This is a genomic window from Mycobacterium gordonae (assembly GCF_002101675.1).
Taxonomy (GTDB): domain Bacteria; phylum Actinomycetota; class Actinomycetes; order Mycobacteriales; family Mycobacteriaceae; genus Mycobacterium; species Mycobacterium gordonae.
In genome coordinates, this window is the sequence record NZ_LQOY01000080.1 from 58,779 (window position 1) to 82,751 (window position 23,973).

The following is a 23,973-nucleotide window of genomic DNA, read 5'->3' on the forward strand; positions in this document are numbered from 1 at the left end:
ATCGCCGGGCAGGCGGACAGGGACGTGCTGCAGCCATCGAATCAGCCACAGGCTAGGTCATGGAGTCGAGCGAGGCGAATGCCGCGCCAGGCAGCCCCTGCTGAAAGGGGCGGTCATGGCGACGGCCAGTGAGGCACGGGCATGGGCGCGCGGCGCTTTGCGCGGAATCGGTGACTCGCTGTACACACCTTTCTGCGGCGCCGATGGCGACGATATCGACTGGGAGGCCTACCGGACGCTGGTGCGCTACTGCGTCGGCGATCTCGGGCATCCGATGCTGTGGTGCACCAGCGGGCTCGCCGAGTTCTGGGCCTTGACACTCGACGAACGAAAGCGCTTGTTGGAGGTGGCGATTGACGAGGGTCGCCGGGCGAACCCCGACGTTGTCGTGCAGGCCTGCACAGCAGCCACGAGCGCCAAAGACTGTCTGGAACTGACGCTGCACGCTCAGCAGGCGGGTGCCGACATCGCCTACATCCAGACCCCGATGATGGAGGCACATGGCGGCGAGGGCGTGCTGCGGTTCTTCTCCTACATCGCTGCGCGCACGGATATCGCACTGGGCATGTTCAATTCGCCGTCGTCGGGCTATGTACTGACGGCGGCCGAGAGTGCGCGCATCTACGACGAAATCCCGGCGGTGTGCGCCACCAAGGAGGGCGCGTTCCGTCCGGAGAGCAGTCGGCGGTTGCATGAACTGGCGCCGGGTCTGGTGCTGTGGGAATGCGATCGGACGGTGTACCGGGCCGGATGGTTGCGTGCGGGCATTGTGTGTCCGGCACAATTGGGCACCGCCGGCTATCTTCTCGAAACGCCGCAGCGCCGGTTGTTCTCCGAATACTGGGATCTGGTGATGGCGGACAAACTGCTCGAGGCGATGGATTTCGGTCGGGAGTCGGGCCTGGATCAGTTCGACCTGGACATCGGCTCTTGGTGGACGTGCTATCCGGGCCGCCCGGACTATTTCACCCATTGGGCTGGGGCGTTCAAGTACGCGGCGTCACTATTGGGACTGCCGATCGGGTCGTACCCACATTCACGCCCACCGCAGGCGGAGTTGCCCGCCGAGGCCAAATCTCAGATCGAGGCCGCATACCGTCGGCTGGGACTGATCGGTTAACTTCGAACACCTTGCGTCGCAGGCCTTTACATGCAGGAGGCCCGGCCAGCTGACCGGGCCTTCCGTATTAGCCTCCGCTACCTACTGGTTGGCTTCCTGGCGTGCCTCTTGAACCTTGGCCTCACCGCGGGCCGCCTCGGCCTGGGCCTCGTACTTCGCGGCGTCACGCTGAGCCTCGGCCTTGTCCTGCTGGGCCTTGCCCTCGTCGACGAGGTCGTTGCGGCCGGTCACCGTACCGATGACCTCCTTGGCCTTGCCCTTGACGTCCTCCACGACGCCCTTGACTGCCTCGGCCGGACCGCTGTTCTCGTTCGCCATTGCGCTCTCCTTTTCGTTTGTTGACGCTGCTGGGACTTTTCCCAGTTGCAGGGTCAGCGCAAACTGGATGGCGATGTGTCGCTCGTCACGGCGTCCGCCGGCGGTGCGGAAGGGGGCGGGGCGGCGGCACCCGTCTGCGCGCCGGCGGTGAGGCGGCGGCGCGCCCACAGCGCCAAGCCAACCACCGCAGCGATCAGGGACAGCCAGAACAGGAATTGGGTGATCATCCAGGCGAATTGGGCGCGTAGAGCCAATCCGCGCGCCTGTCCTACGCGATGAGCAACTGCTTTGGTGGTGGTCATGGGTCCTCCGGTAGGCCGAGTGAGTTGGCGCGAGCTATCGGTAACCCGCCCAGTCGTGCTCCCAAACCCACGGATTACCACCCGGGAATGCCGGGCATACCCGAGCGGAGTCAGTAGCGGCGTCCGCGTCGCTGTCGAAAGGACTGGAAATGCTTACTTTGGGTGTTATCGGCTGGATCGTCATCGGAGGTCTGGCCGGGTGGATTGGCAGCAAGATCATGAAGACCGACGGGCAGATGGGCCTGGTGCTGAACGTCGTGGTCGGGATCGTAGGCGGGCTACTGGGCGGCTTTTTGTTGCGGGGCTTCGGCGTCGACGTGGCCGGCGGTGGCCTGGTGTTCTCATTTCTCACCTGTCTGCTGGGGGCGGTCATCCTGCTGGCAATCGTCAAGCTCGTCACCGGGCGGCGAGTGTCCCGATAGCACCGGAGCAGCCTGCTCACAGCGACGTCAGGGCGCCCGTCACCGCTCGTGGAATGAACTACCGATAGGTATACGGTATGGGTGAACAATCCGCCGGTATCCCACGAGGAGTCACTGATGAGCGCAGCGGACGCCGACGACGCGGTGCTGTATGAAGTCACCCCCAGCGGCGTCGCGATCGTCACGCTCAATCGCCCTGACCGGCTCAACGCCTGGGGACCCGACATGGCGGGCCCGTTCTATGCGGCGATAGACCGCGCCGAGCAGGACCCGGCGATCAAGGTCATCGTGATAACCGGCCGGGGTCGCGCGTTCTGTGCCGGCGCCCATCTGGGCGCACCGGGATCGGCGGGCCGCGTCGGCGAATCGCTGGAAAGCGCGGGCGGCAAGAGTGTGGCGGATCTGGTGGGGGAGCGGCCGCCGCATTTCGTGACCGAGTTGCGCAAGCCGGTGATTGCGGCCATCAATGGACCTTGTGTCGGAATCGGATTCACTCAGGCGTTGATGTGCGATGTTCGATTCGCCGCGGCCGGCGCCAAATTGGGCGCCGTCTTCGCCCGGCGCGGCTTGATCGCCGAGTTCGGCGTCTCCTGGATTCTGCCGCGACTGGTTGGTTGGGGCGTCGCACTCGATCTGCTGTTGAGCGGCCGCACTTTCCTGGCCGACGAGGCGGCCCGTCTGGGTCTCGTGAAGGAAGTTGTACCGCCGGAAGACCTCCTGGGGCGCGTCCTGGAATACGCCGAGGACATCGCCGGGTACTGTTCCCCGACGGCGATGGCGGTGATCAAGCGCCAGGCGTACGGTGACGCCACGCGCGACGTCGTCACCGCGACCGCGGACGCCGAAGCTCTGATGTGGGAGGCGCTGCCGCGCCCCGATGTGCTGGAGGGAATTGTCAGCTTCTTGCAGAAGCGGCCGCCCCAATTCCCTTCGCTCACTGACGCTTAGCGTCGGGCGTGCCGATCAGTAAATGGAATGGCGGGAATCCCTGATCGATTCGGCGGTGTTCGACGGTGAGTCCGGCGGCCCGCAGCGTGTCAATCACCTCGGCCACCGGGCGAATGCAGAAACCGTGTCTGGTGGGTGGCATCTTCGCCATCGCATCCGGATCGACGAGCCCGATGACGATTCGGCCCGAAGTGTTCACCACCCGAACGAGTTCGGCGCAGGCACGATCCAGTTCCGGGACGAAGTAGATGGTGTTGACGGTAATAACTCCACTCAATTGGCCATCGGCGAAGGGCAGTTGTGTCAACGACCCTTCGTGCAGCGTGAGCCGTCCGTCCGCGATGTCTCGGCGGTATCGGCGCGCGGCGGCCGCCAGCATCGTGTCGGATATCTCGACACCGTGTACCCGGCCCGACCGGCCGGCCCGTGCGAGCAGAAACTTCAGTCCCACGCCACCGCCGAAGCCGACGTCGGCGACTTCGTCTGTTTCCCGCGGCTCGAGCGCCTGCGCCGCTGCGTTCACGAAGCGCCGGTTGCCGCGATTGAGCGCCACGCCGACGAACCGGCCCCGCAGGCCGCTGGGGTGACCGAGTTGCTTGGCGATGCCTGCCATAACGGCGTCGCGGACATTCATGCCAAGAGAATACCTCCATGCTTGGGCAGGTCAGAGACCGCTACCCGCGGAAAAGTGTGCCGCTGAATCATTTTGGTCCAGCACGGGCGGCGCCGGGCCGGTTGGGAGGCTCACCTCGATGGCTCGCGGCGCCGGCGGGAGTCGTAGATATGCCATACCCGGTAGGGTATAGTAGCGGCGGAACTGAAAGACGCCGCGCCAGATGAGGAGGTTGAGATGAGCATGGAGGTTTCCCTCCGAAAGACCGAAGTCCGTCAGAACGAAGGTCAAACGACCCTTCCGGCGCGCCCGCGCGGGCGCGAGACTCACTGAAGCGACAGACCAAGGGGACCATCATGCTCACCTTTATCAAGCGGGCTTGGATACCGCTTGTCGTCGTGGTCGCCGTGGCCCTGGGCGGCATCGCCGTTCAGCGACTGCGCGGTGTGTTCGGCTCTGACAAGCTGTTCTCGACGACCGGGAGTGCCGTCGAGACGATCGTGCCCTTCAATCCAAAGACCGTGACTTATGAAGTTTTTGGACCCAGTGACACGACGGGAAGCCTGAGCTATCTGAACAAGGATGCGGTGGCCGAGCAAGCCAAGTTCAGCAGCCTGCCTTGGACATATACGATTTCGACGACCAACCCCGCGGTGATCGCCAACGTGGTGGCGCAGGGTAACAGTGACCGCATCGGCTGTCGCATCACCGTCAACGGCGAAATCCGGGACGAGCAGTCATCCTCGGGGCATCATGCCCAGACGTTCTGTTTGGTGAAAGCCGCATGAACACCGACACCGACAGCCGTCCGCGCTTCATGCGCTTTGTCCGCGCCTTCGCCATTCCGATCATCCTGTTATGGCTGCTGCTGACGCTTGCCGTCAATCTGCTTGTGCCGCCGATCGAATCGGTCGCCCGCACCCACGCGGTGACGATGTCGCCGCAGGACGCGCCCGCGATGATCGCGGCCAAGCGAATCGGCGCCACGTTCCACGAGTCCGACTCGGACAGCATCGTGATGGTGGTCCTGGAAAGCGACAAAGACCTGGGCGATCAGGCGCACGCCTACTACGACGGGTTGATCAAAAAGCTGGCCGCCGATACCAAACACGTCCAGCACGTGCAGAACCTGTGGGGCGACCGGATCACCGCCGCCGGTTCTCAGAGCGGTGACGGCAAGGCGGCCTACGTCCAGCTCAACGTTGCCGGCAACCAGGGCAGCACGCTGGGAAACGAGTCGGTGGACGCGGTCCGCAAGATCGTCGACGGGTCGAAGCCGCCGCCCGGGCTCAAGACCTACGTGACCGGGCCGGCCGCGCTGACGACGGACATGAACGAGGCCGCCGACAAGAGCATGTTCAAGATGATGGGTGTGACCGGCGTGGTCATCATGATCATGCTTTTCGTGGTCTATCGCTCGGTGGCCACGGTGCTCCTGGTCCTTGTCATGGTCGGCTTCGAAATGGGCACGGCCAGAGGATTGATCGCGCTCCTGGGACGTTATGACCTGTTAGGCTTCTCGACGTTTGTCGTCGCCATGCTGTCGTCGCTGGCCATCGCGGCCGGCACGGACTATGCGATATTTCTGATCGGGCGCTACCAGGAGGCGCGTCAGAACGGCCAGGACCGGGAAACCGCCTATTACACCATGTTTCGTGGCACCTATCACGTCATTCTGGGGTCCGGTCTGACGATCGCCGGTGCGTCCTTCTGCCTGCATTTCGCGCGCCTGTCCTACTTCAAGGCCCTCGGCATCCCGTCCGCGCTGGGATTGCTGGTCGTGATCGCGGGAGCGCTGACCGCGGCGCCGGCAATCGTCGCGGTGGCGACTCGATTCGGCTTGCTCGATCCCAAGCGAATGATCAAGACGCGGGGATGGCGACGGATGGGTACGGCGACCGTTCGCTGGCCTGGGCCGATTTTCGTCGCGTCGCTGCTCATCGCGCTGGTCGGCCTGCTGATCGTGCCGACCATGTCGATCAGCTACAACGACCGCTATTACATCCCGTCGAATCTGCCGTCGAATGTCGGATACGACGCCGCCGAAAAGCATTTCAGCGCGGCCCGGCTCAATCCCGACATCCTCATGGTCGAGGCCGACCATGACATGCGTAATTCGAGCGACATGATCATCCTCGACCGGATCGCCAAGGACATCTTCCGGACGCCCGGAATCGCACGCGTGCAAAGCATCACCCGACCTTTGGGTGGGCCGATCGAGCACAGCTCGATCCCGTTTCAGGTCAGCATGCAGTCGCTGCCGATCCAACAGAACCTGCAATTCATGAAGGACCGAATGGCCGACATGCTCACCATGAGCGACGATCTCGGCGTCATGATCGGTTCGATGCAGCGCATGCAGGGACTGATGAAGCAGATGAGTGGCACCACCCACCACATGGTCGGGGACATGGGTGCGATGAAGGCCACGCTGGATGAAATGCGGGATCACCTCGCGGATTTCGACGATTTCGCCCGGCCGTTCCGCAGCTATTTGTATTGGGAGCAGCACTGTTTCGACATTCCGGCCTGCTGGGCGGCGAAGTCGGTGTTCGAAGCGATCGACGGGGTGGACAAGTTCAGCGCGGACATGACCACGCTGATCGGCGACATGAACAACATCGACGCTCTGCTGCCCAAGATGCTCGCCGAATTCCCGCCAATCATCGCGGTCGCGCAGTCCATGCAGGGGACATTGCTGACCCTGCACAGCAGTTTTTCCGGTCTGGTCACGCAGATGTCGCGGATGACCGATACCGCAAGCGCGATGGGTCAGGCGTTCGACTCCTCCAAGGCCGACGACTACTTCTATCTGCCGCCGGAGGCCTTCGACAACCCCGACTTTCAGCGGGGCCTGAAGCTCTTCCTGTCGTCGGACGGCAAGGCGGCGCGGTTCATCATCACCCACGACTCCGACCCGGCCACGCCCAAAGGTATTGCGTCCGTGAAGCCGGAACTCAACGCCGCACACGAAGCCGTGAAGGGCACGCCGCTGGCCAACGCAAAGTTCTATCTCACCGGCACGGCCGCGGTGTACAACGACATCCAGACCGGGTCCCAATTTGATCTCCTGATCGTCGGAATCGCCGCGCTGACACTGATATTCGTCGTGATGCTGGTCATCACCCGGGCCCTGGTCGCGTCGCTGGTGATCGTCGGCACGGTGCTGCTCTCGCTGGGTGCGGCATTCGGGTTGTCGGTTCTGGTGTGGCAGCACATCCTCGGACTGGATCTCAACTGGATCGCGCCGGTCTTCGGCCTGATCATCCTGTTGGCCGTCGGGTCGGACTACAACCTGTTGCTCGTCTCGCGATTCCAGGAGGAGATCGGCGCGGGCCTGCGGACCGGGATCATCCGTTCGATGGGTGAGACCGGTGGCGTCGTGACCGCCGCGGGGCTGGTCTTCGCCTTCACCATGATGTCGATGGCGGCCAGTGACCTGAGCTCAATCGGCCAGGCGGGCAGCACGATCGGGCTCGGGCTGTTGTTCGACACGCTGATCGTGCGCTCCTTGATGACACCCTCGATCGCCGCCCTGCTCGGCAGGTGGTTCTGGTGGCCGCTCAAGGTGCGGCCCCGCCCGGCCAGCTCGATGCTCCGGCCGTTCGGACCGCGCCGGCTGGTGCGCTCGCTGCTGCTGGGCGAACAGGCCGATGCGGCGAAGCCCGCGCACCGTGAACAACCGGTTCCGATGAACGTTTAGCCGGAAGGTTTAGCCGAAAGGTCGGGAAGAACCAACGATTGGGCCACAAAGGTCAGTGAGCGCGGATGATCCTCAGCATCCTGAGATTGATACGGGCGAAACGCCACAGTTGCACAAAGACGTTGTGACGCTTCCTTAATGTCGCCTCGGTCGGCAGTGGAGCACCGGAGATGCGCTCGGCCGTCAGCGCGTTGACCTGCGAGTCCATGTCATTCACGGAAGTGCCTTTCACTCAGGTATCAGCCACCAGAATGGCCGCGCTTTTGCTTTATAGATGAAAAGGTAGTGCAACAGCGCCTTGATCCAGTGTCCTGCCAGGCCCAGTTCGCCCGAGGTGCCGGCGATGTCACGTCCGGTCTGGGGATACTTCGCCGGATCGGGCACCACCGGAAACATCGTCATTGCGGCCGCAGAGCCTTCGCGGAGCCCGGTGCCTGCCGACGCGACACAAGCCGCGCCCATGCTCGCCATCGAGGCGCGGTGGGCAGGAGCGTCGGGCCCCTTTTTAATACGATCTCTGATAGTTTCGGCGACGGTCTTTGCCATGACACCCGATGGCATGCCGGTTCGCGGCGGGCTGGGGGTGATGACAGTGCCGTTCGGACTCTTGCGCGGTTTGGAGATCGGGTGCGGAGGCGCAAAAGCGATCCCCGGCGCGAAAATGTTCGGATAGGTGACGGACTCGTACGTATGTGGCCAGTCCTCGGCAGTCCACTCGTCGTACGGCTTGCCGGAGTAGTCGGCGTCCACCTTGAGGAATCCGGACGGGGCGAACAGGACTGACGTGATGTCGTTGCCGTCCCGGTCGTATGCGGCCAGCGTGGCGCCCTTGAATGGGGGCAACAGCATGGCGAAGTCGAAGTCGAGGTCGTGCTCTTTGCCGTCGAGTTGCTCATACCGCAACTTGCCGTCCATCACCTCATGGACAGCGGCCTCGGTGATGGCTTTGACACCACGCTCACGGAACAGCGATTCGGTCCACATTCGACTGGACTGCACGAAACCGTTCTCAACGAAGCTCATACCCCCGACGCCGAAGTCTCCAAGCTCGTATTCGTTTGTCAAGTAGATGATTTCGGCGAGGTCGCGAACGCCCGCGGCGCGCAGCGTGTGCTCCACATTGAACGCGTATTCGAAGGCCGCACCTTCGCATGTGCAGGTGCCGTGCCCGACGCCGATAACCAGTCGCTGCCGGTGGCCGGCCTTCAGTTTGGCTATGACCTCACCCAGCGCCCTGGCTGCCTCGGTGGCATGCTCTGCGGTACAGACGGAGTAGGAATGCCCCGCGGGCCCGAGACCGGGCGTGGCCGCGAAGTTCAACTGAGGACCCGTGGCGTTGATGAGGTAGTCGTAGGTGAGATTGGCGGTTTCGCCCTCCCGAACCTTCTCGGTATAGACGAAGTCCACCGACGGCGCGGGCTGTTCACCCTTTCCCTGCGGGTGGATCGCCGTCGCGCGCCCCTGATGAAAAGTGATGCCTTTGCGCCGATAAATCGGCCTGAGCGGAATGAGCACCTTCGACGCGTCCATGCGGCCCACTCCGACCCAGATATTGGATGGGATCCAGTTCCAATCGGGGTTCGGAGAGACGACGACGACTTCGTGGGCGCGGTCCAGCCACCGTCGCAAATGCAACGCGGCGGTGTGACCCGCGATGCCTGCACCGAGGATGACGACTCTTGCCATCATTGCTCCCTCTGTCTGGGTCCGCCGAGAGGCCGGGGCCTGCCCTTAAAGGGCACCTCTCGGGTATGAGAGGCGCGGTCGTAAATCACCCCTGCGTCATTCAGAATGACCTTCCGGGACTGGCTTTTCTAGGGTCGAATGGCCTCAATCGTGTGGACTAGGACAACGCCGCGACGCTAGTGGGAATACCTGGGGGGGTATTGCGTTGTAGTTGGTGACCGACCATCCGGGCGCTTCGCCGAGTGATCGGTTCACTACGAGAGAAAAGGAACAGCAATGACCGTCAAGACCCTTACCGCCGCCGATTTCGAAGCAACGATTCTGGCCAATCCGACTGTGCTGGTCGACTTCTGGGCCCCGTGGTGTGGTCCGTGCCGAGGATTTGCACCGGTCTTCGAGCGGTCCGCGCAGAACCACGCCGACGTCGTTCACGCCAAGGTGGACACCGACACCGAGCGAGAACTCGCCGCGACGATCGGTATCCGCTCGGTCCCGACGATCATGGCGTTCCGCGACGGGATTTTGGTCTACAGCCAGGCCGGGGCAATGCCGCCCGCAGTCCTGGAGGATCTGGTCACCAAGGTCAAAGGCCTGGACATGAACGCGGTGCGCGCCCAGATCGCCCAGCGTAAGGCGGCCGCCAGCGCCTGACCGTCCGCTCAGGCGATGGCGCCGGCGTCTTTCAGTGCGGCGATTCGGTCCCAGTCCATCCCGATTTCCATTAGGACGATCTCGGTGTGCTCGGAGGCCTGAGGTGCCCGAATGGTCTCCAGCGGTTCATGGTTGAACTGAACCGGCCCGCGCACGACCTTGAATGGTGCGCCGCCACTTGCCACTTCGACTTCGGTGATCATGTCGTTGGCGATCGCCTGCTCGTCCTGCGCCAGGTCGAGCAGGCTCTGGAACGGGGCCCACTGCCCCTTCATGGTCTTCAAGTGTTGTCGCCAGTAGGCAAAAGGTTTGCCGGCGAACGCATCAGCGATGAGCTTGGCGGCCGCGTCCGCGTTCTGGATCAACGGCAGCACCTCGGAGAAGCGGGGATCGTCGGCGGCCGCGGGGATTCCCAGGTGCTCGAAGGTATCCCGGATCAACCCGGTCGGGCTGATGATGCAGAGATTGATGGTGCCGCCGTCGGAGGTCAGGTAGTTGCCCATGAACGGATTCACCGAGGGCGCCAGCGAGCCGGGCATGGGAGTCCGCATCACCTCGCCGGTCTCCATGCCCTGGGTGACGCTCGCGCCCGCCGCCCACCAGGCGGTGCTCAGCAGCGACACGTCGAGTTCGATGGCCTCACCGGTGCGTTCGCGGTGCAGCAGGGCCGCCGATATGCCTCCCGCGATGAACATGCCGCCGATGGAGTCGCCAAACGCGGGAATGCCTTGTCCCAGTGCGCCGCCCAGTTCCGCCGGGGTCAGGGCGTAGCCCACGCCGCTGCGGGTCCAGAACGCCGTTCCGTCGTACCCGCCGGTGCCGCGCTCGGGGCCCTTGTCGCCGTAGGCCGAGCCGCGCGCGTAGACGATGTCAGGGTTCGCCGCCCGGATGTGCTCGACGTCGAACTTGTTTTTCTGCCGGTGGGAGGGCAGGTAGTTGGTGAGGAAGACGTCGGAAACCTTGGCCAGTTCATAGAGCACTTCCTGGCCGCCGGGCGTGGACACATCGATACCGACGCTGCGCTTACCCCGGTTGGGATGTTCCATCAGCGGATGGCGATCGGGATTGATCTGGATGCCGCCCATGTTGAGGAAGCCGCGCTGGGTGTCTCCGCGCGTGGGGTGTTCGACTTTGACGACGTCGGCTCCCCAGTCGGCGAGGATGGCACCCGCTGCGGGAACGAAGGTGAACTGCGCAACCTCGAGGACCCGAATGCCCTCCATCACTTTGATCATCTACCGGCCTGCTTTCGTTTCGCGGTCACCCAAGTCCCCTACTGTAATTACCACAGTAGGAAGGCCCGCGGGTTTTGCTGAACTCATCGGCCCGGGCAGGCCGCCGAAAGCGCTCACCGACAGGCGCTTTGAGCAGGCATTCTGTCCGTCGTCGGCGGGCTCTAGGACATTGCAGAAAGCGGTACCGATAGGTATACAGTATGTACTGTGCGGTCACCGGCCGGGGGCCGTGCGGTGCGCCTCGCGCGAAGAGAGGGATTTGGGAGGACGTCCACGATGGCAACGCTGGGCTACCGGGCGATCGACGTCGACAATCACTACTACGAACCGACCGACTCCTTCACCCGCTACCTGCCGAAGGAGTTCAAACGGCGCGGGGTACGGATGCTGCGCGACGAGAAGCGCACCTGGGCGGTGATCGGCGAACGCATCAATCAGTTCATCCCGAACCCCACCTTCGACCCGATCATCGAGCCGGGCTGTCTTGATCTGCTTTTCCGCGGCGAGATTCCCGAGGGTGTGGACCCCGCGTCGTTGATGAAGGTCGACCGGCTGGGCAATCATCCCGAGTACCAGAACCGCGACGCCCGGGTGCGGGTGATGGACACCCAGAACCTAGAGACGGTGTTCATGCTGCCGACCTTCGCCTGTGGCGTCGAGGAAGCGCTGAAGGACGATATCGACGCGACGATGGCCTCGGTGCACGCCTTCAACGAGTGGCTTGATGACGACTGGGGATTCGACCGGCCCGATCACCGCATCATCTCGGCGCCGATCATCTCGCTGGCCGATCCGGAGCAGGCGGTGCACGAGGTCGAGTTCGTGCTGGGCCGCGGCGCCAAGATGGTGCTGGTGCGTCCGGCACCGGTTCCCGGCCGGGTCAAGCCACGCTCGCTGGGCGATCCGTTGCACGATCCGGTATGGGCGAGCTTGGCGGAGGCGGGTGTTCCCGTCGGATTTCATCTGAGCGACAGCGGATATCTGGCCATCAACGCCCTGTGGGGCGGCAAGGCCACCTTTGAGGGATTCGGCAAGAAGGATCCGCTTGACCAGGTGCTCCTCGACGACCGGGCGATCCACGACTCGATGGCCTCGATGATCGTCCACCAGGTGTTCACCCGTCACCCAAGGCTGAAAGTAGCCAGCATCGAGAACGGTTCGTACTTCGTCTACCGCTTGATCAAGCGGCTCAAGAAGGCGGCCAACACCGCGCCGCACCACTTCAAAGCGGACCCGGTAGAGCAGCTGAAGAACAATGTCTGGATCGCGCCGTACTACGAGGACGACGTGAAACTCCTCGCCGAGACCATCGGCGTCGACAAGATTCTGTTCGGTTCGGACTGGCCGCACGGCGAGGGGCTTGCCGACCCGATGTCCTTCACCGCCGAAATTCCGCAATTCCCCGAGTTCAGTGCCGAAGATACCCGGAAAGTCATGCGCGACAACGCACTTGACCTGTTGGGCGTCAGCACCTTGAGCGCGAATGTGAATTCGCCGACGCGACACGCCGCTGCGGCGTCACCGGATTCACATACGTCGCGCGCGTCGGTGTAGCCGGCCCCATGAGCGAATGGACCATCGGAGCGGTTCTGGACGCGGTGGCCGACGCCGTGCCCGACCGGGTGATGACCGTCTGCGGCGCCCGCCGCCGCACCTTCGCCGAATCCGCGGACCGCACGCGTCGACTCGCTAACTTTCTGGCCGCCAAAGGTTTCGGCGCCCGCACCGAGCGGACCGCGTTGGGCAACTGGGAATGTGGTCAGGACCGGGTGGCGCTCGTCATGCACAACGACCTGTACCCCGACATGGTCATCGCCTGCGTGAAGGCGCGGGTGGTGCCCGTCAATGTCAACCACTACTACACCCCGCGCGAAGTGTCCGAAGTGCTCGCCTACGTCAAGCCGCGCGGCGTCATCTACCACCGCTCCCTGGGCGCCAAGATCGCCGACGCGGGCGTCGAACTGCTCATCTGCGTCGACGACGGCAGCGAGGCTCCCGAACTCGACGGTGCGTTCGAGCTCGAAGAGGCACTGGCACAGGGTGATTGCGACCATGCCAACACGCCGTCGCCGGACGACCTGTTGATGATCTGCACCGGTGGCACCAGCGGCCGGCCTAAAGGCGTGCTGTGGCGGCAGGCCGACATGTACGTGGCATCGATGAACGGTGACGACCACGCGGACGTGGGCGAGATCCACCGCAGAGCGCAGCACGCGGGTGCGCCCTGGTTCGCGGTGTCCCCGCTGATGCACGCCGCCGGTATGTGGACCGCTTTCTCGGCCATCCTGTCCGGACAGACGGCCGTCCTGTATGACACGCGGCAGAAGTTCGATCCGGCTGCGGTGCTCGCGATCGCCGAACGCGAGAAGGTCGGCCTGATGACGATGGTGGGCGACGCGTACGCGGCGCCCATCGTCGACGAACTCGGGCGGCGCAACTACGAGCTGTCCGCCTTGTTCGCGATCGGCACCGGCGGAGCGGCCACGAACGTCCGGTACCAGCAGGCGCTGCTGAAGTACCTGCCCCACCTCACAGTGATCAACGGCTACGGCTCGTCGGAGACCGGCAACATGGGGTTCGGGCACAGCAGGCAGGGCGTCCAGGCCGAGACCTTCACCATCCGGACCGGCGGCCTGGTGCTGGCGTACGACTACAGCAGGTTCCTCGAACCGGGTGACCCGGAGATCGGCTGGGTGGCGCGCAAGGGACGTATCCCATTGGGCTACTTCGCCGATGAGGCCGCCACTGCCAAAACGTTCCCGGTCGTCGACGGGCAGCGGGTGGTGATCTCCGGTGACCGAGCCTCGTTGGAGGCCGACGGCAGGCTCCGGCTGTTCGGCCGGGATTCGTTGGTAGTCAACACCGGCGGCGAGAAGGTCTTCGTCGAAGAGGTCGAAGAGGTGCTGCGAGCGCACCCCGCGGTGGCCGATGCCCTCGTGGTGGGGCGCGCCAGCGAGCGGTGGGGACAGGAAGTGGTCGCGTTGGTCCAACCCCGCGACCACGCCGAAGCGGACACCGACGCATTACATGCACACTGCGCGGCCGAGTTGGCGCGGTTCAAGGTGCCCAAGGTGTTTATCGTGGTGGATCGGGTACGCCGGCTCGGCAACGGCAAGGCGGATTACCGGTGGGCCACCTGCCTCGCCGAATCGTCAAGCACCGCAAGGACAACATAATGACGCCACCTGACCCCCGGCCGGTCATCGACTGTCTCGTCAACGTGCATTTCGGCGAGACCGAAACCCAGCCTGACTTCATGACGAAGGTGCGAGACGACTATTTCAAGGGCCCGCCGTCGATGTTCGATCCCGTCGACCTCGCCGAACTGCTCGACGAGATGGACAAACACGGGGTGCGCAAAGCCATCCTGATGGACAACCTCGCCAAACCCTCGGTCACCGCCCGCAAATTCGCCGACGAACGACCCGATCGCTTCGCCCTGGCCATGGGCGGGATGAACCTGCTGCGTCCGGTGAAGTCGATGCGGGAGTTGACCGCGGTGGCGGCCGGCCTGCCGGTGGCCTATGCAGTGGTGGGCCCGAGTTTCTGGGCGGACGGGCAGTACCCGCCGAGCGACGCGGTGTACTACCCGCTGTACGCCAAATGCGCCGAAATCGAACTGGCCCTGTGCGTCAACACCGGTCTACCCGGACCGCCCATCCCCGGTGAGGTGCAGAACCCGATCCACCTGGACCGGGTGTGCGTGCGGTTCCCGGAACTGAAGCTGTGCATGATCCACGGCGCCGACCCATGGTGGGACATCGCGATCCGGATGCTGATCAAATACCGCAGCCTGCGTTTGATGACGTCGGCGTGGTCACCGAAGCGGTTGCCGGACAGCCTTCTTCACTTCATGCGTACTCGTGGACCCGACAAGGTCATCTTCGCCTCGGACTGGCCGGTGCTGCGCCAGCATCGCGTGGTGCCCGAAGCCAATGCGCTGGACCTCCCCGCGCACGTCCTCGACAACTACCTCTACCACAACGCCGACAAGTTCTTCTTCGGCACCGATACTGACGAGGAGCGGTAACCGATGGATCGCTACGAATTACGCCGAATCGACTACAGCCTGACTGAGGATCACAAGGCTCTGCAGAGCGCGTATCGCCAGTTGCTGGAGGCGCATTGCCCGATAGAGACCGTCTGGGCGGCACAGGAGACGGGGTTCGACAAGAGCCTCTGGGAGCGGTTGTGTGCCACGGGGGCCACCTCGATGGCGGTGGGGGAGCACGCCGGCGGGGACGGTGCGACGCTGGTGGATCTGGCGTTGGTCGCCGAGGAATTGGGGCGGGCGCTGGCGCCGGTGCCCTGGATCGATCACGTGTGTGCGGCGCGGCTGGCCGAGCGACTGGGCGCGATGACATCCGATGCCGTCGAAGGCAGTAAAATCCTTGGCCTGGATATCGCCCCGGAACCCGTTGTGGGCCGGCGCCTTATCCCGTCGGCCGCCGCTGCCGACGGTGTGGTCCTGCGCGACGGTGACGAGATACTCATGCTGAGTTTCGCCACCCGCCCCCAGCGGGTTCCCAATCTCGGCCAACTCCCGATGGCCTGGGTGGATCCCGGGTCCGCCGATGCGCGGACTGTCCTGGGTTCGGGTCTGCACGCCATTGCGGCCTACCATCGCGCCGTCGACGAATGGCGGGTGCTGACCGCTGCCGCGCTGACCGGTCTGGTCGAGCAGACCATGACCATCGCGGCCGAGTTCGCCAAGTCGCGCTACACGCTCGGAGTGCCCATCTCTACGTTACAAGCCATTTCGCATCCGCTGGCCAACATGGCGATCGCCGTGCAAGGCGGCCGCAACCTGGCCCGGCGCGCCGCCTGGTTTCTCGACAACGAACCCGACCAGCGACCCGAATTGCCCGGGTGCGCCTTCGTGTTCATGGCCGAAGAGGCGCCCAAGGCGGCAACCATGGCGGTACACATCCAGGGCGGTCTGGGAGTCTCGGTGGAAGCCGCCGCGACGGCCTATCTGGTCCGGGCCCGGGGCTGGGCCCTGGCCGGGGGCGACCCGGGTATCGCGGCCAGAGAAGTCGGCCGGATCGTCGCCGAGCGGGAAAGCGGGTAACGGCAATGGATTTCAGCATCGTCGAGCTCAGCGACGACGACCAGGCCTTTCTTGCCGAGGTCCGCGCCTTCCTTGCCGAACATGTGACGGACGAGGTCCGGCGGCGTGATCGCGAAACCGGTGACAACTTCGACGAGGCCGTACACCTGGCCATCGGCGCCGCCGGATATCTCGAGAAGGAGTGGAAGCCGTTGCACGACGGCGGTTTCACCCGGGTCCGGCGCCGTATCTGGGAACTCGAGAAGCGTCGCGTGCATACCCCGTGGGTGACTTGGGGGACCACGGCAATGGTGGCACGGGCCGTGGCGGCCTTCGGCAAACCGGAACTCGTCGAGGACGTGCTGCCGAAGGTCTTCACCGGTGAGGTGCGAATGTGCTTGGGTTACACCGAACCCGAGGGTGGCTCGGATATCGCGACGTGCAAGACGCGCGCGGTGCGGGAGGCGGATGGGTCGAGCTGGATCATCAACGGCTCGAAGATGTTCACCACCGGCGCACACAACTGCCAGTACGTCTTCCTGATCACCAACACCGACCCGGATGCGCGAAAGCACAAGAGCCTGACCATGTTCCTGGTTCCGCTCGATCTCCCCGGCATTCAGATCCAGGGGATCCGCACCGTCGACGGCGACCGGACCAACATCGTGTACTACAGCGATGTCCGCGTCGACGACAAATATCTGCTCGGTGAAGTCAATGGCGGGTGGACGGTGTTGCGCGGGCCGCTGGATGCCGAGCACGGCGCCGTATCCGCGGCGCCCGACGGCTTGCAGGACGTCGCGATCATGCAGCACCAGACCGGGTTCATGTCGGCGGCGCTGGACGCCGTGGCCGCCCGGGCCGGACACCGCGATGCCGGCGGTGTACGCCCGATCGACGACGGATCAGTCGCATATCGGTTGGGCCGCAGCGCGGCTCGCTTGGAGGCGGCGCTGTCGACGCCCAGCATCTTCGGCCGGGTCGCCCAGGCGCAGACCATGCGCGACATCGGGCCGGACCTGATGGATATCGCCGGACCGGCCTCGGTGCTTCCGGTCGAAACCGACGGCGCCGCCGACGACGGGGCGTCGGAATATCTCTATCGCTTCGCTCCGCTGGCCGGAATCTACGGCGGCACGCTGGAGGTGTTCCGCAACATGATCGCCCAGCACGTGCTGGGCCTGGGCAAGCCGAACTACGCACCACCTGTGGCGAGCAGACACCAAGGCCCCTAAAACCGCGCCGTTTCGGGTGCCTTTGCGTCTGCTCGGCGGGGAACTCAGGCGTGCGACGTCGGGCTTTGCGCGGACTCCCATTTCGATCCCAGTGACCTGGCAACCTCGGTGCCGGCTGCGAGGTCAATTTGGAACGTTTCACCGTTGTCGCCTTCGAGCGTGACAACGTAGCCCGAGTCGGTGGGGTCCTTGAAGACGACCTTGTACGGCTTTCCACCCGATCCGCGGTCGACGGCGATGACATCACCGGCGGCGACGTCGTCAATTCGATCTTTTCCGGAGATTTCGGCCATGCCTTCGACGGTAGACGACGGGAACAGCGGCGGTGGCACCGGCGTTGCACCGTGCGATGACTTTGGCTGCTCTGGCCGAACGCCTACTGGACATCCGCCGGATCTACCACGAGCCCGACATCGAGCGCTTCGCCCGCGCCCGTCAGGTGTTGCACCGCTTCCCCGACGCCGAACGCATCGAGGTCCCCACCCACCAATCGATTCCGGGTCTCTACGGCAACGAGGGCAACGTGCAGGACTGGGTGCGGATCAAACGCGAAGTGCTGGTCCTGGGGGAGAAAAAGAGCCTGTCGGCGCGCCGCAACGAGCGCTCCAGTGACTGGATCGCGCCGTCGACCTCCAACGGGTGCGCGATGTCCTGCTCGTACTGCTATGTCCCACGCCGCAAGGGTTATGCCAACCCCATTACGGTGTTCGCGAACATCGAGAAGATCACCGGCTACCTGGAGCGCCACGCCGCCCGCCAGGGGATGAAATCGGTTCCCAACCAGTGCGACCCCGTCGACTGGGTCTACGACATCGGCGAGAACAGCGACTGCTCGGCCGACGCTCTGGTGTCCGACAACGTTCGTGACCTGGTCGAGCTGTTCAGCCGAATTCCGAACGCCAAAGCCACTTTTGCCACCAAATTGGTCAACCGGCAACTTCTGGACTACAACCCCGGCGGTGGCACCCGGGTGCGGTTCAGCCTGATGCCGCAGCAGACGTCCCGCGTCGTCGATATCCGCACTTCGAAGGTGGCCGACCGGATCGCCGCACTCGACGATTTCGTCGAAGCCGGTTACGAGGTCCACCTGAACCTCAGCCCGGTGGTTGTGCATGAGGGCTGGCTGGACGACTGGGCCGAGCTGTTCGACCAGGTGGCCGATGGCACCAATGCCCGCACCAAAGCGCAACTCGCCGCCGAGATCATCTTCCTGACCCACAACGAGGGTCTGCACGACGTCAACCTCGGCTGGCATCCCAAAGGCGAGGAGCTGCTGTGGCGGCCGGACCTGCAGCAGCTCAAGCGAAGCCAGAGCGGCCAGTGGAATGTCCGCTACAAGACCCCGTGGAAGGGGCGCTGGGTGCAGGAGCTGACCGATCTGCTTGCGGTCAAACTGCCGACCTGCCGGGTGCGCTACGCCTTCTGAGCACCGTCATTCGCGTCGGCCCCGGGTGCGGCGCAGCCACCGCCCGCGCCGGATGTCTTTGCGTTGCGCGGCCTCGCTCTTCTCGAGGACGCGAGTGTCCTTGGGCGGCAGCTGCAATTCGTGTTCGGCCTCGATCCCGGCCTGCAGTTGGCGTCCCCGCTCGAGTTCGGCGTCGAGTTCGGCGCCGAACAACAACGCCAGATTGGTGATCCACAGCCACAGCAGGAATACGATGACGCCGCTCAGGGCGCCGTAGGTCTTGTTGTAACTGCCGAAGTGGCTGACGTAGAAGCCGAATCCGGCTGAGGCCACTGCCCACACCACGATGGCCACTGCCGCTCCGATGCTGAGCCAGCGAAATTTCGGCTGCTGCACGTTGGGCGTGGCGTAGTAGAGGATCGCCACCACGAGCGCCATGATCGCCAATATCGCCGGCCACTTGGCGATCGCCCAGACGGTTTGGGCGGCGCTGTCCAAACCGACGACATGCCCGACCGCTTTGGTCACCGGACCGCTGATCACCAGCATGAAAGCCACCGCGGCGGCCAGCAGCAGGCCGGCCAGTGTCAGCACCAACTGCAGCGGGCGCAACTTCCACACCGGGCGCCCTTCACCGATCTCGTAGACACGGTTCATCGCCCGCCCGAATGCGCCGACATACCCCGACGCCGACCACAATGCGGCGAGGGCGCTGAACACCAGGGCGAGCCCGGCCGAAGGGTTGTCGACCACCTGCTGGATCGGCTGGCGCAACATGTCGACCGCGGATGCGGGGGCGACACCGCCCACCACCTCGAGCAGGGCGTCCGTAGTGCGGCGACCCTGACCGACGACGCCGAGCAGCGAGACGAGCACCAGAAGCGCTGGAAACAGCGACAGCACGGCGTAATAGGTGAGCCCGGCGGCCAGGTCGAGGCACTGGTCTTTGTTGAACTCGTAGGCGGTCTTGCGCAGCGCGAACAACCAGGACGCCTTGGTCAGGTCGTCGGGAGAGTCCGGCTTGCTGGGGTCGTCGGGGTCGGGCGCGTGTTTGCGCTCCGTCCTCGGCGCGCCGTCGGTGTCGGAACGGGCCATACCCTCCGGTTCCCACCAATGCGCCGGTCCACACTCGCCGCGGCAATTTTCCTGCCTCGCCAAGAGCCGCCCAAGAATCCTTCAAGGCCGCTCCGCAAGCATCGACATCGGCTCACGGCCACACCGATGGAGCCGATCAACGGGGAGGAACCCAATGCGCACCGACATCACCGGAGAAGGTCAGGCACTTGCCCCTCAGGCTGTGACGCCCCAGGGGCGCCTGCTCGGGTATTGCGCGGCATTGGCATTCAACGCCGGTTGGGTGAACGCGGTGGCGCTGATGATCCTGGCCGTGCCGGTGGGCAACCTGACGGGAGTGACCACCCAGCTCGGCATGGACACGGCCAACCCCTGGCGGTACGAGAGCCACGTGCTCATCGCCATCCTGGCCGGATTTCTGGTGGGAGCGGCCGTCGCGGGTGCGCTGTTGTCCTCCACCCGGGCGCCGCGGGGCGTGCGCCACGCCGTCGTGCTGACGATCCAGGCGGTACTGCTGTTGCTTGCCGCCGCAGGTGTGGAAGAAGGCGCGGTCACCACTGGGATCCAGGCGCTGCTGGCTGCGGCGGCCCTCGGTCTGCAGAACGGCCTGACCTCCAGCTTCCGCGGTATGGCCGTGCGCACCACCCACTTCACCGGCACCATCACCGATCTCGGCCTCATGATCGGCCGCAGCCGCAAGCACGGCATCGACGGATGGAAAGCCGCGATCCTCGCCGTGACGTTGCTGCTGTTCCTGGGCGGTGGCGTGGCCGGGATACTGGCCGGTGCGCGATTCGGCGGCTACGCGCTGCTCATCCCCGCCGCTATCTGCCTGGCCCTGGGTAGCGCCTATCTCATGCAGGTGACCCGCGGCCCGCGGCTCATCCGGCCTGTGCAGTGGCGCTGAGCGGTAGCTCCGCAGTCTCCGATAGCCACGGACGTCAGTGGACTGCCGTTGCGTGCAGCCAACGAGGCCACGGTCTGGAGAGCCGACCGGATCGAGCCGCGCACCGCCTCGCTCGGGTTATTCGCACGGCTGAACTTCCCCCGTTCCGGCGAGTAAACCGCCGTCTGCCGCACACCCTCAGGGGCAGGCGATGGTGGCGGCCGCAACGCGGGCGCCCCGCGGCAACGGCACCATCGGCCGGCTGGACAATGTCGAAATCACAGAATTCGCAATACTCATGCCCCGCTACGAGGTCGACTGGGCCGGCTGCAGGCGGGTCAACATGCAGAACGTGGCCGGCTGGAGCAACGTGCCGGTCCGAGTCCTGCGCTAAAGGCCGGCGCCTCGGCGCCAGACCAGGGTGCTGTGCGTGGTGGACCCATGAGAGGTCACGGTCGCCGACAGCGTCAACCGGTCGCCGTCGACCCGCGCGTGCCGAATCTGCGGCTGTGCCAACAACTCCGGCATCGTCGCGATCAGCACGTGGTGGGTGACCGTCGCTGCGGCTTCGTCGACCACGAATCGGCCTCCGTAGGAGACGAATTCGCCGCCCGCGCCGGGTGTCAACTGCGCGGACATGTGGCCGTCGTCGGTGTAGATGATGAGCCCGGACGGGTGCTCGCCGAACGGGTACCGTACGGTGGCGCTCCGGTCATCACGAGACACGAACGACTCCAACAACCAGCCACCTGGCAACGCGTGTCGCAGATCGGTCACGGGTTCAGCGCCTGCGCCTTCGCCCAGCGGTAGTCGGCCTTGCCGGATGGACTGCGCTCGATCACGCTGCGGAATACGACGGCCTTGGGCAACTTGTACCGGGCCAGCGACTGACCGGCGTGGGCCACCAGTTCCTCCGGTTCGGCCTGGGCGCCTTCGGCGAGGGCGACGACGGCGACCACCTCTTGGCCCCAGCGCTCGCTGGGCCGGCCGGCCACCACCACGTCGGCCACCGCGGGATGCGACGCGATCGCGCTCTCGACCTCCTCGGCGAAGATCTTTTCGCCGCCGGAATTGATGGTGACCGAGTCCCGGCCCAGCAATTCGATGTGTCCACTCTGATGATGGCGGGCACGGTCGCCGGGAACCGCATACCGCACACCGTCGATCACCGGGAAGGTCGCGGCGGTCTTGGCGGCGTCGCCCTTGTAACCCAGGGGAACATAGCCGCGCTGCGCCAACCAGCCGATGCCGTCGTGACCCGGCGGTAGAATCGACGAAAGATCTTCCGCCGCAACGAATGTGTCCGGGCCGGCGTTGAAAGTTCCGGTCGACACCGCGCCCGACGTCGACATGTGGTGCATCTGGGCGCCGGTTTCAGAAGACCCCACTCCGTCGACGATCATCGCATTGGGCAGGACATCGATCAGGCGTTGCTTGACGTACGGCGTCAGCAGGGCGCCACCGTTGGCCACGACGAACAGCGACGACACATCGGCGATCCCCTTCTCGATCGCGGCGACCAACGGGCGGGCGATCGCGTCACCGACCACCGACACCACCGCCACGCCCTCGCGCTCGATGGTGCGCACCACATCTTCGGCGTCCAGATGGTCCACCACCGTGGGGAAGACGATGGTCTGTCCGGTGGTCACCGCCATCATCACGGTCCACTGCGCGGCGCCGTGAATCAACGGCGGCAACACCATGACCTTGGTGCCCGGACCGGCGGTCACCCGGGCCACCACCTCGTCGACGGAACTCACGAACTGCCCGGTCATCAGGTCGCGGCCGCCGAAGGAGGTCATGAAGATGTCGTGCTGGCGCCACAGCACACCCTTGGGCATGCCGGTCGTGCCGCCGGTGTAGAGGACATAGAGGTCATCGGGTGAGTGCCGCACCGGCGGCGGCTCCGCGGGGCTTGCCACGATGCTCTCGTAATCGACTGCGCCGTCCAGCAATTCGTTGCCTGACTGGTCGGCGATCTGAATCAGCACGCGCAGGTTCGGCAGATCGGGCAGCACCTCGGCCACCCGCGGCGCGAACGCCGCGTGGTAAACCAACGCGCTCGCCGCCGAATCCGCCAGCAGGTACTGTAGCTCGCTCTTGACATAGCGGTAGTTGACGTTGAACGGGGCGACCCGGGCCGCGAAGCTGCCGAAGAGGGCCTCGACGAACTCGTTTCCGTTGTAGGCGTACAGGCCCAGCAGGTCCTGGCCGGCTTCGTGGCCGGGCAGTTGCGATCGCTCGGTGTGGCAGCCGAGTCCCTGCGCGTGCAGGTAGGCGGCCAGTCGGTTCGAGCGCTCGACGATCTGCGCATAAGTGAAGCGCTTGTCACCCTGGATCACCAGTTCGCGGTCGGGTATCGCGGCGGCGACGGCCGCGGCGACAGCAGGCACAGTGAATTCAGGCACAACGATCCTTCGACGTCAGGGCTGGTGGGGGAGCAGGCGGACCATCAGCCCGCTCGCTTCGGTGAGTACCGCACCCTCGGAGCTTGTCATGCTCGCGGCGATGAACACCTTGCGGCCCTCGATTCGGTCGACGCGGCCGTGGGCGCTCAGCGGTGCGTCGATCGGGGTGATCTTGCGGTAGTCGACATGCAGGTACGCCGTGCGGGTGGGGCGGATGTCCGCGCCGGTGACCACCATGCCGAACAGCCAGTCGTAGAACAACGGAATCATGCCACCGTGCACGGCGTGGTTGCCCCCGACATGGGAGGCGGTGAAGTGTCCTTGCATGCTGACTTTGTCGGAGCTCATCTCGGTGAGGGTCCAGGGCGGCATGAGCGGATGGCCCAGACCGGGGATTTCCAGGACGCGCCCGGCCGGCACCTCGATATCGGGCACCCGATGAGATTCCAATGTGGCGCAGGCGCTTTCCAGGTGCTCAGTAGCGGCGTCCCAGGCCGCGACGTCCGGTTTGGTGGAGACGGTCAGGTCCTGCAGCCGACGCAGCGCGGTGATGTAGCGCTCCAGCCCGGGTGGCGCGTCCAGTGGCCTGACGTCGGGGAAGCCGCCCCGGATTTCGCTGGCTGTGTCCGTCATCCAAAGTCCCTTCAGCCCAACCTTGAGCAGCTCGTCGGGGGTCGCAGCGGCCGGACTTCACCGACCGGGAATTCCGGCGACCAGTTGATCGTGAACCAACCGGTGACCTTCCCGGCGAACGGAATCAACATGCCCGACACCTCCCGCCGTCTGATACTAAACTCGTTACAGTATAGATTTCAGCAGTTCGGCACCACCATCTGGTGGCGCAAGGAGCGAGATGACTGAAGCCGTTGCCGGCGGTGGCGCTGCGACGAGATCGCGGCCACCGGCGACACCGG

25 protein-coding genes are annotated in these 23,973 nt (G+C 64.8%); 14 read left to right on the top strand and 11 right to left on the bottom strand.

The genetic code is table 11. The features are described from left to right. Positions 1-115 precede the first annotated feature (115 nt). The gene (locus AWC08_RS12860) at positions 116-1,120 is read left to right on the top strand and encodes a dihydrodipicolinate synthase family protein (RefSeq protein ID WP_065135112.1); all 1,005 of its coding nucleotides are present in this window, start codon (positions 116-118) and stop codon (positions 1,118-1,120) included. Between the two features lie 81 nt (positions 1,121-1,201). Here AWC08_RS12860 and mbp1 read toward each other — a convergent pair whose 3' ends face one another. Beyond that, positions 1,202-1,438 (bottom strand): microaggregate-binding protein 1, encoded by a 237-nt coding sequence (gene mbp1 / locus AWC08_RS12865; RefSeq protein WP_065135111.1) that lies wholly within the window; start codon positions 1,436-1,438, stop codon positions 1,202-1,204. 53 nt (positions 1,439-1,491) lie between these two features. Then, positions 1,492-1,740, bottom strand: a complete 249-nt coding sequence (locus tag AWC08_RS35270; protein ID WP_142283550.1) for a hypothetical protein — start codon at positions 1,738-1,740, stop codon at positions 1,492-1,494. A 149-nt stretch (positions 1,741-1,889) separates the two neighbouring features. On the opposite strand from AWC08_RS35270, the gene AWC08_RS12870 reads away from it, so the two are divergent. Beyond that, on the top strand, positions 1,890-2,162 hold the full coding sequence (locus AWC08_RS12870) for a GlsB/YeaQ/YmgE family stress response membrane protein (protein ID WP_065135110.1): 273 nt from the start codon (positions 1,890-1,892) through the stop codon (positions 2,160-2,162). Positions 2,163-2,279: 117 nt separating this feature from the next. Further along, positions 2,280-3,110 (top strand): enoyl-CoA hydratase, encoded by an 831-nt coding sequence (locus AWC08_RS12875; protein ID WP_069433175.1) that lies wholly within the window; start codon positions 2,280-2,282, stop codon positions 3,108-3,110. On the opposite strand, the gene AWC08_RS12880 is transcribed toward AWC08_RS12875, so the two are convergent. Further along, positions 3,097-3,744 carry a class I SAM-dependent methyltransferase gene (locus AWC08_RS12880; protein ID WP_069433166.1) on the bottom strand — a complete coding sequence of 216 codons (648 nt, stop codon included), beginning with the start codon at positions 3,742-3,744 and terminating at the stop codon, positions 3,097-3,099. The genes AWC08_RS12875 and AWC08_RS12880 overlap by 14 nt on opposite strands. Positions 3,745-4,079: 335 nt before the next feature. Here AWC08_RS12880 and AWC08_RS12885 point away from each other — a divergent pair, with 335 nt between their 5' ends. Beyond that, the gene (locus AWC08_RS12885; RefSeq protein ID WP_065135108.1) at positions 4,080-4,511 is read left to right on the top strand and encodes an MmpS family transport accessory protein; all 432 of its coding nucleotides are present in this window, start codon (positions 4,080-4,082) and stop codon (positions 4,509-4,511) included. Beyond that, entirely contained in the window at positions 4,508-7,426 is a 2,919-nt protein-coding gene (locus AWC08_RS12890) for an MMPL/RND family transporter (protein WP_069433165.1), read from the top strand. Before AWC08_RS12885 ends, AWC08_RS12890 begins: the two co-directional genes overlap by 4 nt. Before the next feature lie 52 nt (positions 7,427-7,478). On the opposite strand, the gene AWC08_RS36485 is transcribed toward AWC08_RS12890, so the two are convergent. Together AWC08_RS36485 and AWC08_RS12900 are read right to left on the bottom strand one after the other, a co-directional pair. Beyond that, positions 7,479-7,643 (bottom strand): hypothetical protein, encoded by a 165-nt coding sequence (locus AWC08_RS36485; RefSeq protein WP_156803061.1) that lies wholly within the window; start codon positions 7,641-7,643, stop codon positions 7,479-7,481. Positions 7,644-7,654: 11 nt separating this feature from the next. Continuing rightward, entirely contained in the window at positions 7,655-9,112 is a 1,458-nt protein-coding gene (locus AWC08_RS12900; protein ID WP_069433174.1) for an NAD(P)/FAD-dependent oxidoreductase, read from the bottom strand. A gap of 276 nt (positions 9,113-9,388) precedes the next feature. Between AWC08_RS12900 and trxA the strand changes: the two genes are divergently transcribed. Continuing rightward, a complete protein-coding gene (gene trxA / locus AWC08_RS12905) occupies positions 9,389-9,763 on the top strand; it encodes a thioredoxin (protein ID WP_069433163.1) in 375 nt (124 codons plus the stop codon). 8 nt (positions 9,764-9,771) lie between these two features. Here the strand turns inward: trxA and AWC08_RS12910 are convergent, their stop codons facing one another. After that, positions 9,772-10,986, bottom strand: coding sequence for a CaiB/BaiF CoA transferase family protein (locus AWC08_RS12910; protein ID WP_069433173.1), 1,215 nt, complete (start codon positions 10,984-10,986; stop codon positions 9,772-9,774). A gap of 288 nt (positions 10,987-11,274) precedes the next feature. On the opposite strand from AWC08_RS12910, the gene AWC08_RS12915 reads away from it, so the two are divergent. The 5 genes from AWC08_RS12915 to AWC08_RS12935 are packed head-to-tail and all read left to right on the top strand — an operon-like array spanning position 11,275 to position 17,283. Continuing rightward, positions 11,275-12,552, top strand: coding sequence for an amidohydrolase family protein (locus AWC08_RS12915; protein WP_069433162.1), 1,278 nt, complete (start codon positions 11,275-11,277; stop codon positions 12,550-12,552). A gap of 8 nt (positions 12,553-12,560) precedes the next feature. Continuing rightward, entirely contained in the window at positions 12,561-14,174 is a 1,614-nt protein-coding gene (locus AWC08_RS12920; protein ID WP_069433161.1) for an acyl-CoA synthetase, read from the top strand. Continuing rightward, a complete protein-coding gene (locus AWC08_RS12925; protein WP_069433160.1) occupies positions 14,174-15,028 on the top strand; it encodes an amidohydrolase family protein in 855 nt (284 codons plus the stop codon). Before AWC08_RS12920 ends, AWC08_RS12925 begins: the two co-directional genes overlap by 1 nt. Before the next feature lie 3 nt (positions 15,029-15,031). Then, entirely contained in the window at positions 15,032-16,069 is a 1,038-nt protein-coding gene (locus AWC08_RS12930; RefSeq protein ID WP_069433159.1) for an acyl-CoA dehydrogenase family protein, read from the top strand. 5 nt (positions 16,070-16,074) lie between these two features. Continuing rightward, positions 16,075-17,283, top strand: a complete 1,209-nt coding sequence (locus tag AWC08_RS12935) for an acyl-CoA dehydrogenase family protein (protein ID WP_069433158.1) — start codon at positions 16,075-16,077, stop codon at positions 17,281-17,283. A gap of 44 nt (positions 17,284-17,327) precedes the next feature. On the opposite strand, the gene AWC08_RS12940 is transcribed toward AWC08_RS12935, so the two are convergent. Beyond that, on the bottom strand, positions 17,328-17,576 hold the full coding sequence (locus AWC08_RS12940; RefSeq protein WP_065135101.1) for a hypothetical protein: 249 nt from the start codon (positions 17,574-17,576) through the stop codon (positions 17,328-17,330). 56 nt (positions 17,577-17,632) lie between these two features. Here AWC08_RS12940 and AWC08_RS12945 point away from each other — a divergent pair, with 56 nt between their 5' ends. Continuing rightward, entirely contained in the window at positions 17,633-18,709 is a 1,077-nt protein-coding gene (locus AWC08_RS12945; RefSeq protein WP_069433172.1) for a spore photoproduct lyase family protein, read from the top strand. Positions 18,710-18,715: 6 nt separating this feature from the next. Here AWC08_RS12945 and AWC08_RS12950 read toward each other — a convergent pair whose 3' ends face one another. Next, positions 18,716-19,783, bottom strand: a complete 1,068-nt coding sequence (locus AWC08_RS12950) for a YihY/virulence factor BrkB family protein (RefSeq protein WP_065135100.1) — start codon at positions 19,781-19,783, stop codon at positions 18,716-18,718. 154 nt (positions 19,784-19,937) lie between these two features. Here AWC08_RS12950 and AWC08_RS12955 point away from each other — a divergent pair, with 154 nt between their 5' ends. Together AWC08_RS12955 and AWC08_RS12960 are read left to right on the top strand one after the other, a co-directional pair. Then, entirely contained in the window at positions 19,938-20,669 is a 732-nt protein-coding gene (locus AWC08_RS12955) for a YoaK family protein (protein ID WP_069433157.1), read from the top strand. A gap of 190 nt (positions 20,670-20,859) precedes the next feature. Further along, complete coding sequence (locus AWC08_RS12960; RefSeq protein ID WP_069433156.1) at positions 20,860-21,042, top strand: hypothetical protein; 183 nt, start codon at positions 20,860-20,862, stop codon at positions 21,040-21,042. On the opposite strand, the gene AWC08_RS12965 is transcribed toward AWC08_RS12960, so the two are convergent. The 3 genes from AWC08_RS12965 to AWC08_RS12975 are packed head-to-tail and all read right to left on the bottom strand — an operon-like array spanning position 21,039 to position 23,692. Continuing rightward, positions 21,039-21,425, bottom strand: a complete 387-nt coding sequence (locus AWC08_RS12965) for a lipocalin-like domain-containing protein (protein ID WP_069433155.1) — start codon at positions 21,423-21,425, stop codon at positions 21,039-21,041. The genes AWC08_RS12960 and AWC08_RS12965 overlap by 4 nt on opposite strands. Next, complete coding sequence (locus AWC08_RS12970) at positions 21,422-23,059, bottom strand: acyl-CoA synthetase (protein ID WP_372511547.1); 1,638 nt, start codon at positions 23,057-23,059, stop codon at positions 21,422-21,424. The genes AWC08_RS12965 and AWC08_RS12970 overlap by 4 nt, the downstream gene beginning before the upstream one ends. A gap of 15 nt (positions 23,060-23,074) precedes the next feature. Then, positions 23,075-23,692, bottom strand: coding sequence for a PaaI family thioesterase (locus tag AWC08_RS12975; protein WP_065134525.1), 618 nt, complete (start codon positions 23,690-23,692; stop codon positions 23,075-23,077). Positions 23,693-23,973 lie beyond the last annotated feature (281 nt).

What these genes read in the sequence shown, in the direction of transcription:
- AWC08_RS12860 (WP_065135112.1), top strand. Translation starts at nt 116, where the DNA reads ATGGCGACGGCCAGTGAGGCACGGGCATGGGCGCGCGGCGCTTTGCGC.
- mbp1 (WP_065135111.1), bottom strand. Translation starts at nt 1,438, where the DNA reads ATGGCGAACGAGAACAGCGGTCCGGCCGAGGCAGTCAAGGGCGTCGTG.
- AWC08_RS35270 (WP_142283550.1), bottom strand. Translation starts at nt 1,740, where the DNA reads ATGACCACCACCAAAGCAGTTGCTCATCGCGTAGGACAGGCGCGCGGA.
- AWC08_RS12870 (WP_065135110.1), top strand. Translation starts at nt 1,890, where the DNA reads ATGCTTACTTTGGGTGTTATCGGCTGGATCGTCATCGGAGGTCTGGCC.
- AWC08_RS12875 (WP_069433175.1), top strand. Translation starts at nt 2,280, where the DNA reads ATGAGCGCAGCGGACGCCGACGACGCGGTGCTGTATGAAGTCACCCCC.
- AWC08_RS12880 (WP_069433166.1), bottom strand. Translation starts at nt 3,744, where the DNA reads ATGAATGTCCGCGACGCCGTTATGGCAGGCATCGCCAAGCAACTCGGT.
- AWC08_RS12885 (WP_065135108.1), top strand. Translation starts at nt 4,080, where the DNA reads ATGCTCACCTTTATCAAGCGGGCTTGGATACCGCTTGTCGTCGTGGTC.
- AWC08_RS12890 (WP_069433165.1), top strand. Translation starts at nt 4,508, where the DNA reads ATGAACACCGACACCGACAGCCGTCCGCGCTTCATGCGCTTTGTCCGC.
- AWC08_RS12900 (WP_069433174.1), bottom strand. Translation starts at nt 9,112, where the DNA reads ATGGCAAGAGTCGTCATCCTCGGTGCAGGCATCGCGGGTCACACCGCC.
- trxA (WP_069433163.1), top strand. Translation starts at nt 9,389, where the DNA reads ATGACCGTCAAGACCCTTACCGCCGCCGATTTCGAAGCAACGATTCTG.
- AWC08_RS12910 (WP_069433173.1), bottom strand. Translation starts at nt 10,986, where the DNA reads ATGGAGGGCATTCGGGTCCTCGAGGTTGCGCAGTTCACCTTCGTTCCC.
- AWC08_RS12915 (WP_069433162.1), top strand. Translation starts at nt 11,275, where the DNA reads ATGGCAACGCTGGGCTACCGGGCGATCGACGTCGACAATCACTACTAC.
- AWC08_RS12920 (WP_069433161.1), top strand. Translation starts at nt 12,561, where the DNA reads ATGAGCGAATGGACCATCGGAGCGGTTCTGGACGCGGTGGCCGACGCC.
- AWC08_RS12925 (WP_069433160.1), top strand. Translation starts at nt 14,174, where the DNA reads ATGACGCCACCTGACCCCCGGCCGGTCATCGACTGTCTCGTCAACGTG.
- AWC08_RS12930 (WP_069433159.1), top strand. Translation starts at nt 15,032, where the DNA reads ATGGATCGCTACGAATTACGCCGAATCGACTACAGCCTGACTGAGGAT.
- AWC08_RS12935 (WP_069433158.1), top strand. Translation starts at nt 16,075, where the DNA reads ATGGATTTCAGCATCGTCGAGCTCAGCGACGACGACCAGGCCTTTCTT.
- AWC08_RS12940 (WP_065135101.1), bottom strand. Translation starts at nt 17,576, where the DNA reads ATGGCCGAAATCTCCGGAAAAGATCGAATTGACGACGTCGCCGCCGGT.
- AWC08_RS12945 (WP_069433172.1), top strand. Translation starts at nt 17,633, where the DNA reads ATGACTTTGGCTGCTCTGGCCGAACGCCTACTGGACATCCGCCGGATC.
- AWC08_RS12950 (WP_065135100.1), bottom strand. Translation starts at nt 19,783, where the DNA reads ATGGCCCGTTCCGACACCGACGGCGCGCCGAGGACGGAGCGCAAACAC.
- AWC08_RS12955 (WP_069433157.1), top strand. Translation starts at nt 19,938, where the DNA reads ATGCGCACCGACATCACCGGAGAAGGTCAGGCACTTGCCCCTCAGGCT.
- AWC08_RS12960 (WP_069433156.1), top strand. Translation starts at nt 20,860, where the DNA reads ATGGTGGCGGCCGCAACGCGGGCGCCCCGCGGCAACGGCACCATCGGC.
- AWC08_RS12975 (WP_065134525.1), bottom strand. Translation starts at nt 23,692, where the DNA reads ATGACGGACACAGCCAGCGAAATCCGGGGCGGCTTCCCCGACGTCAGG.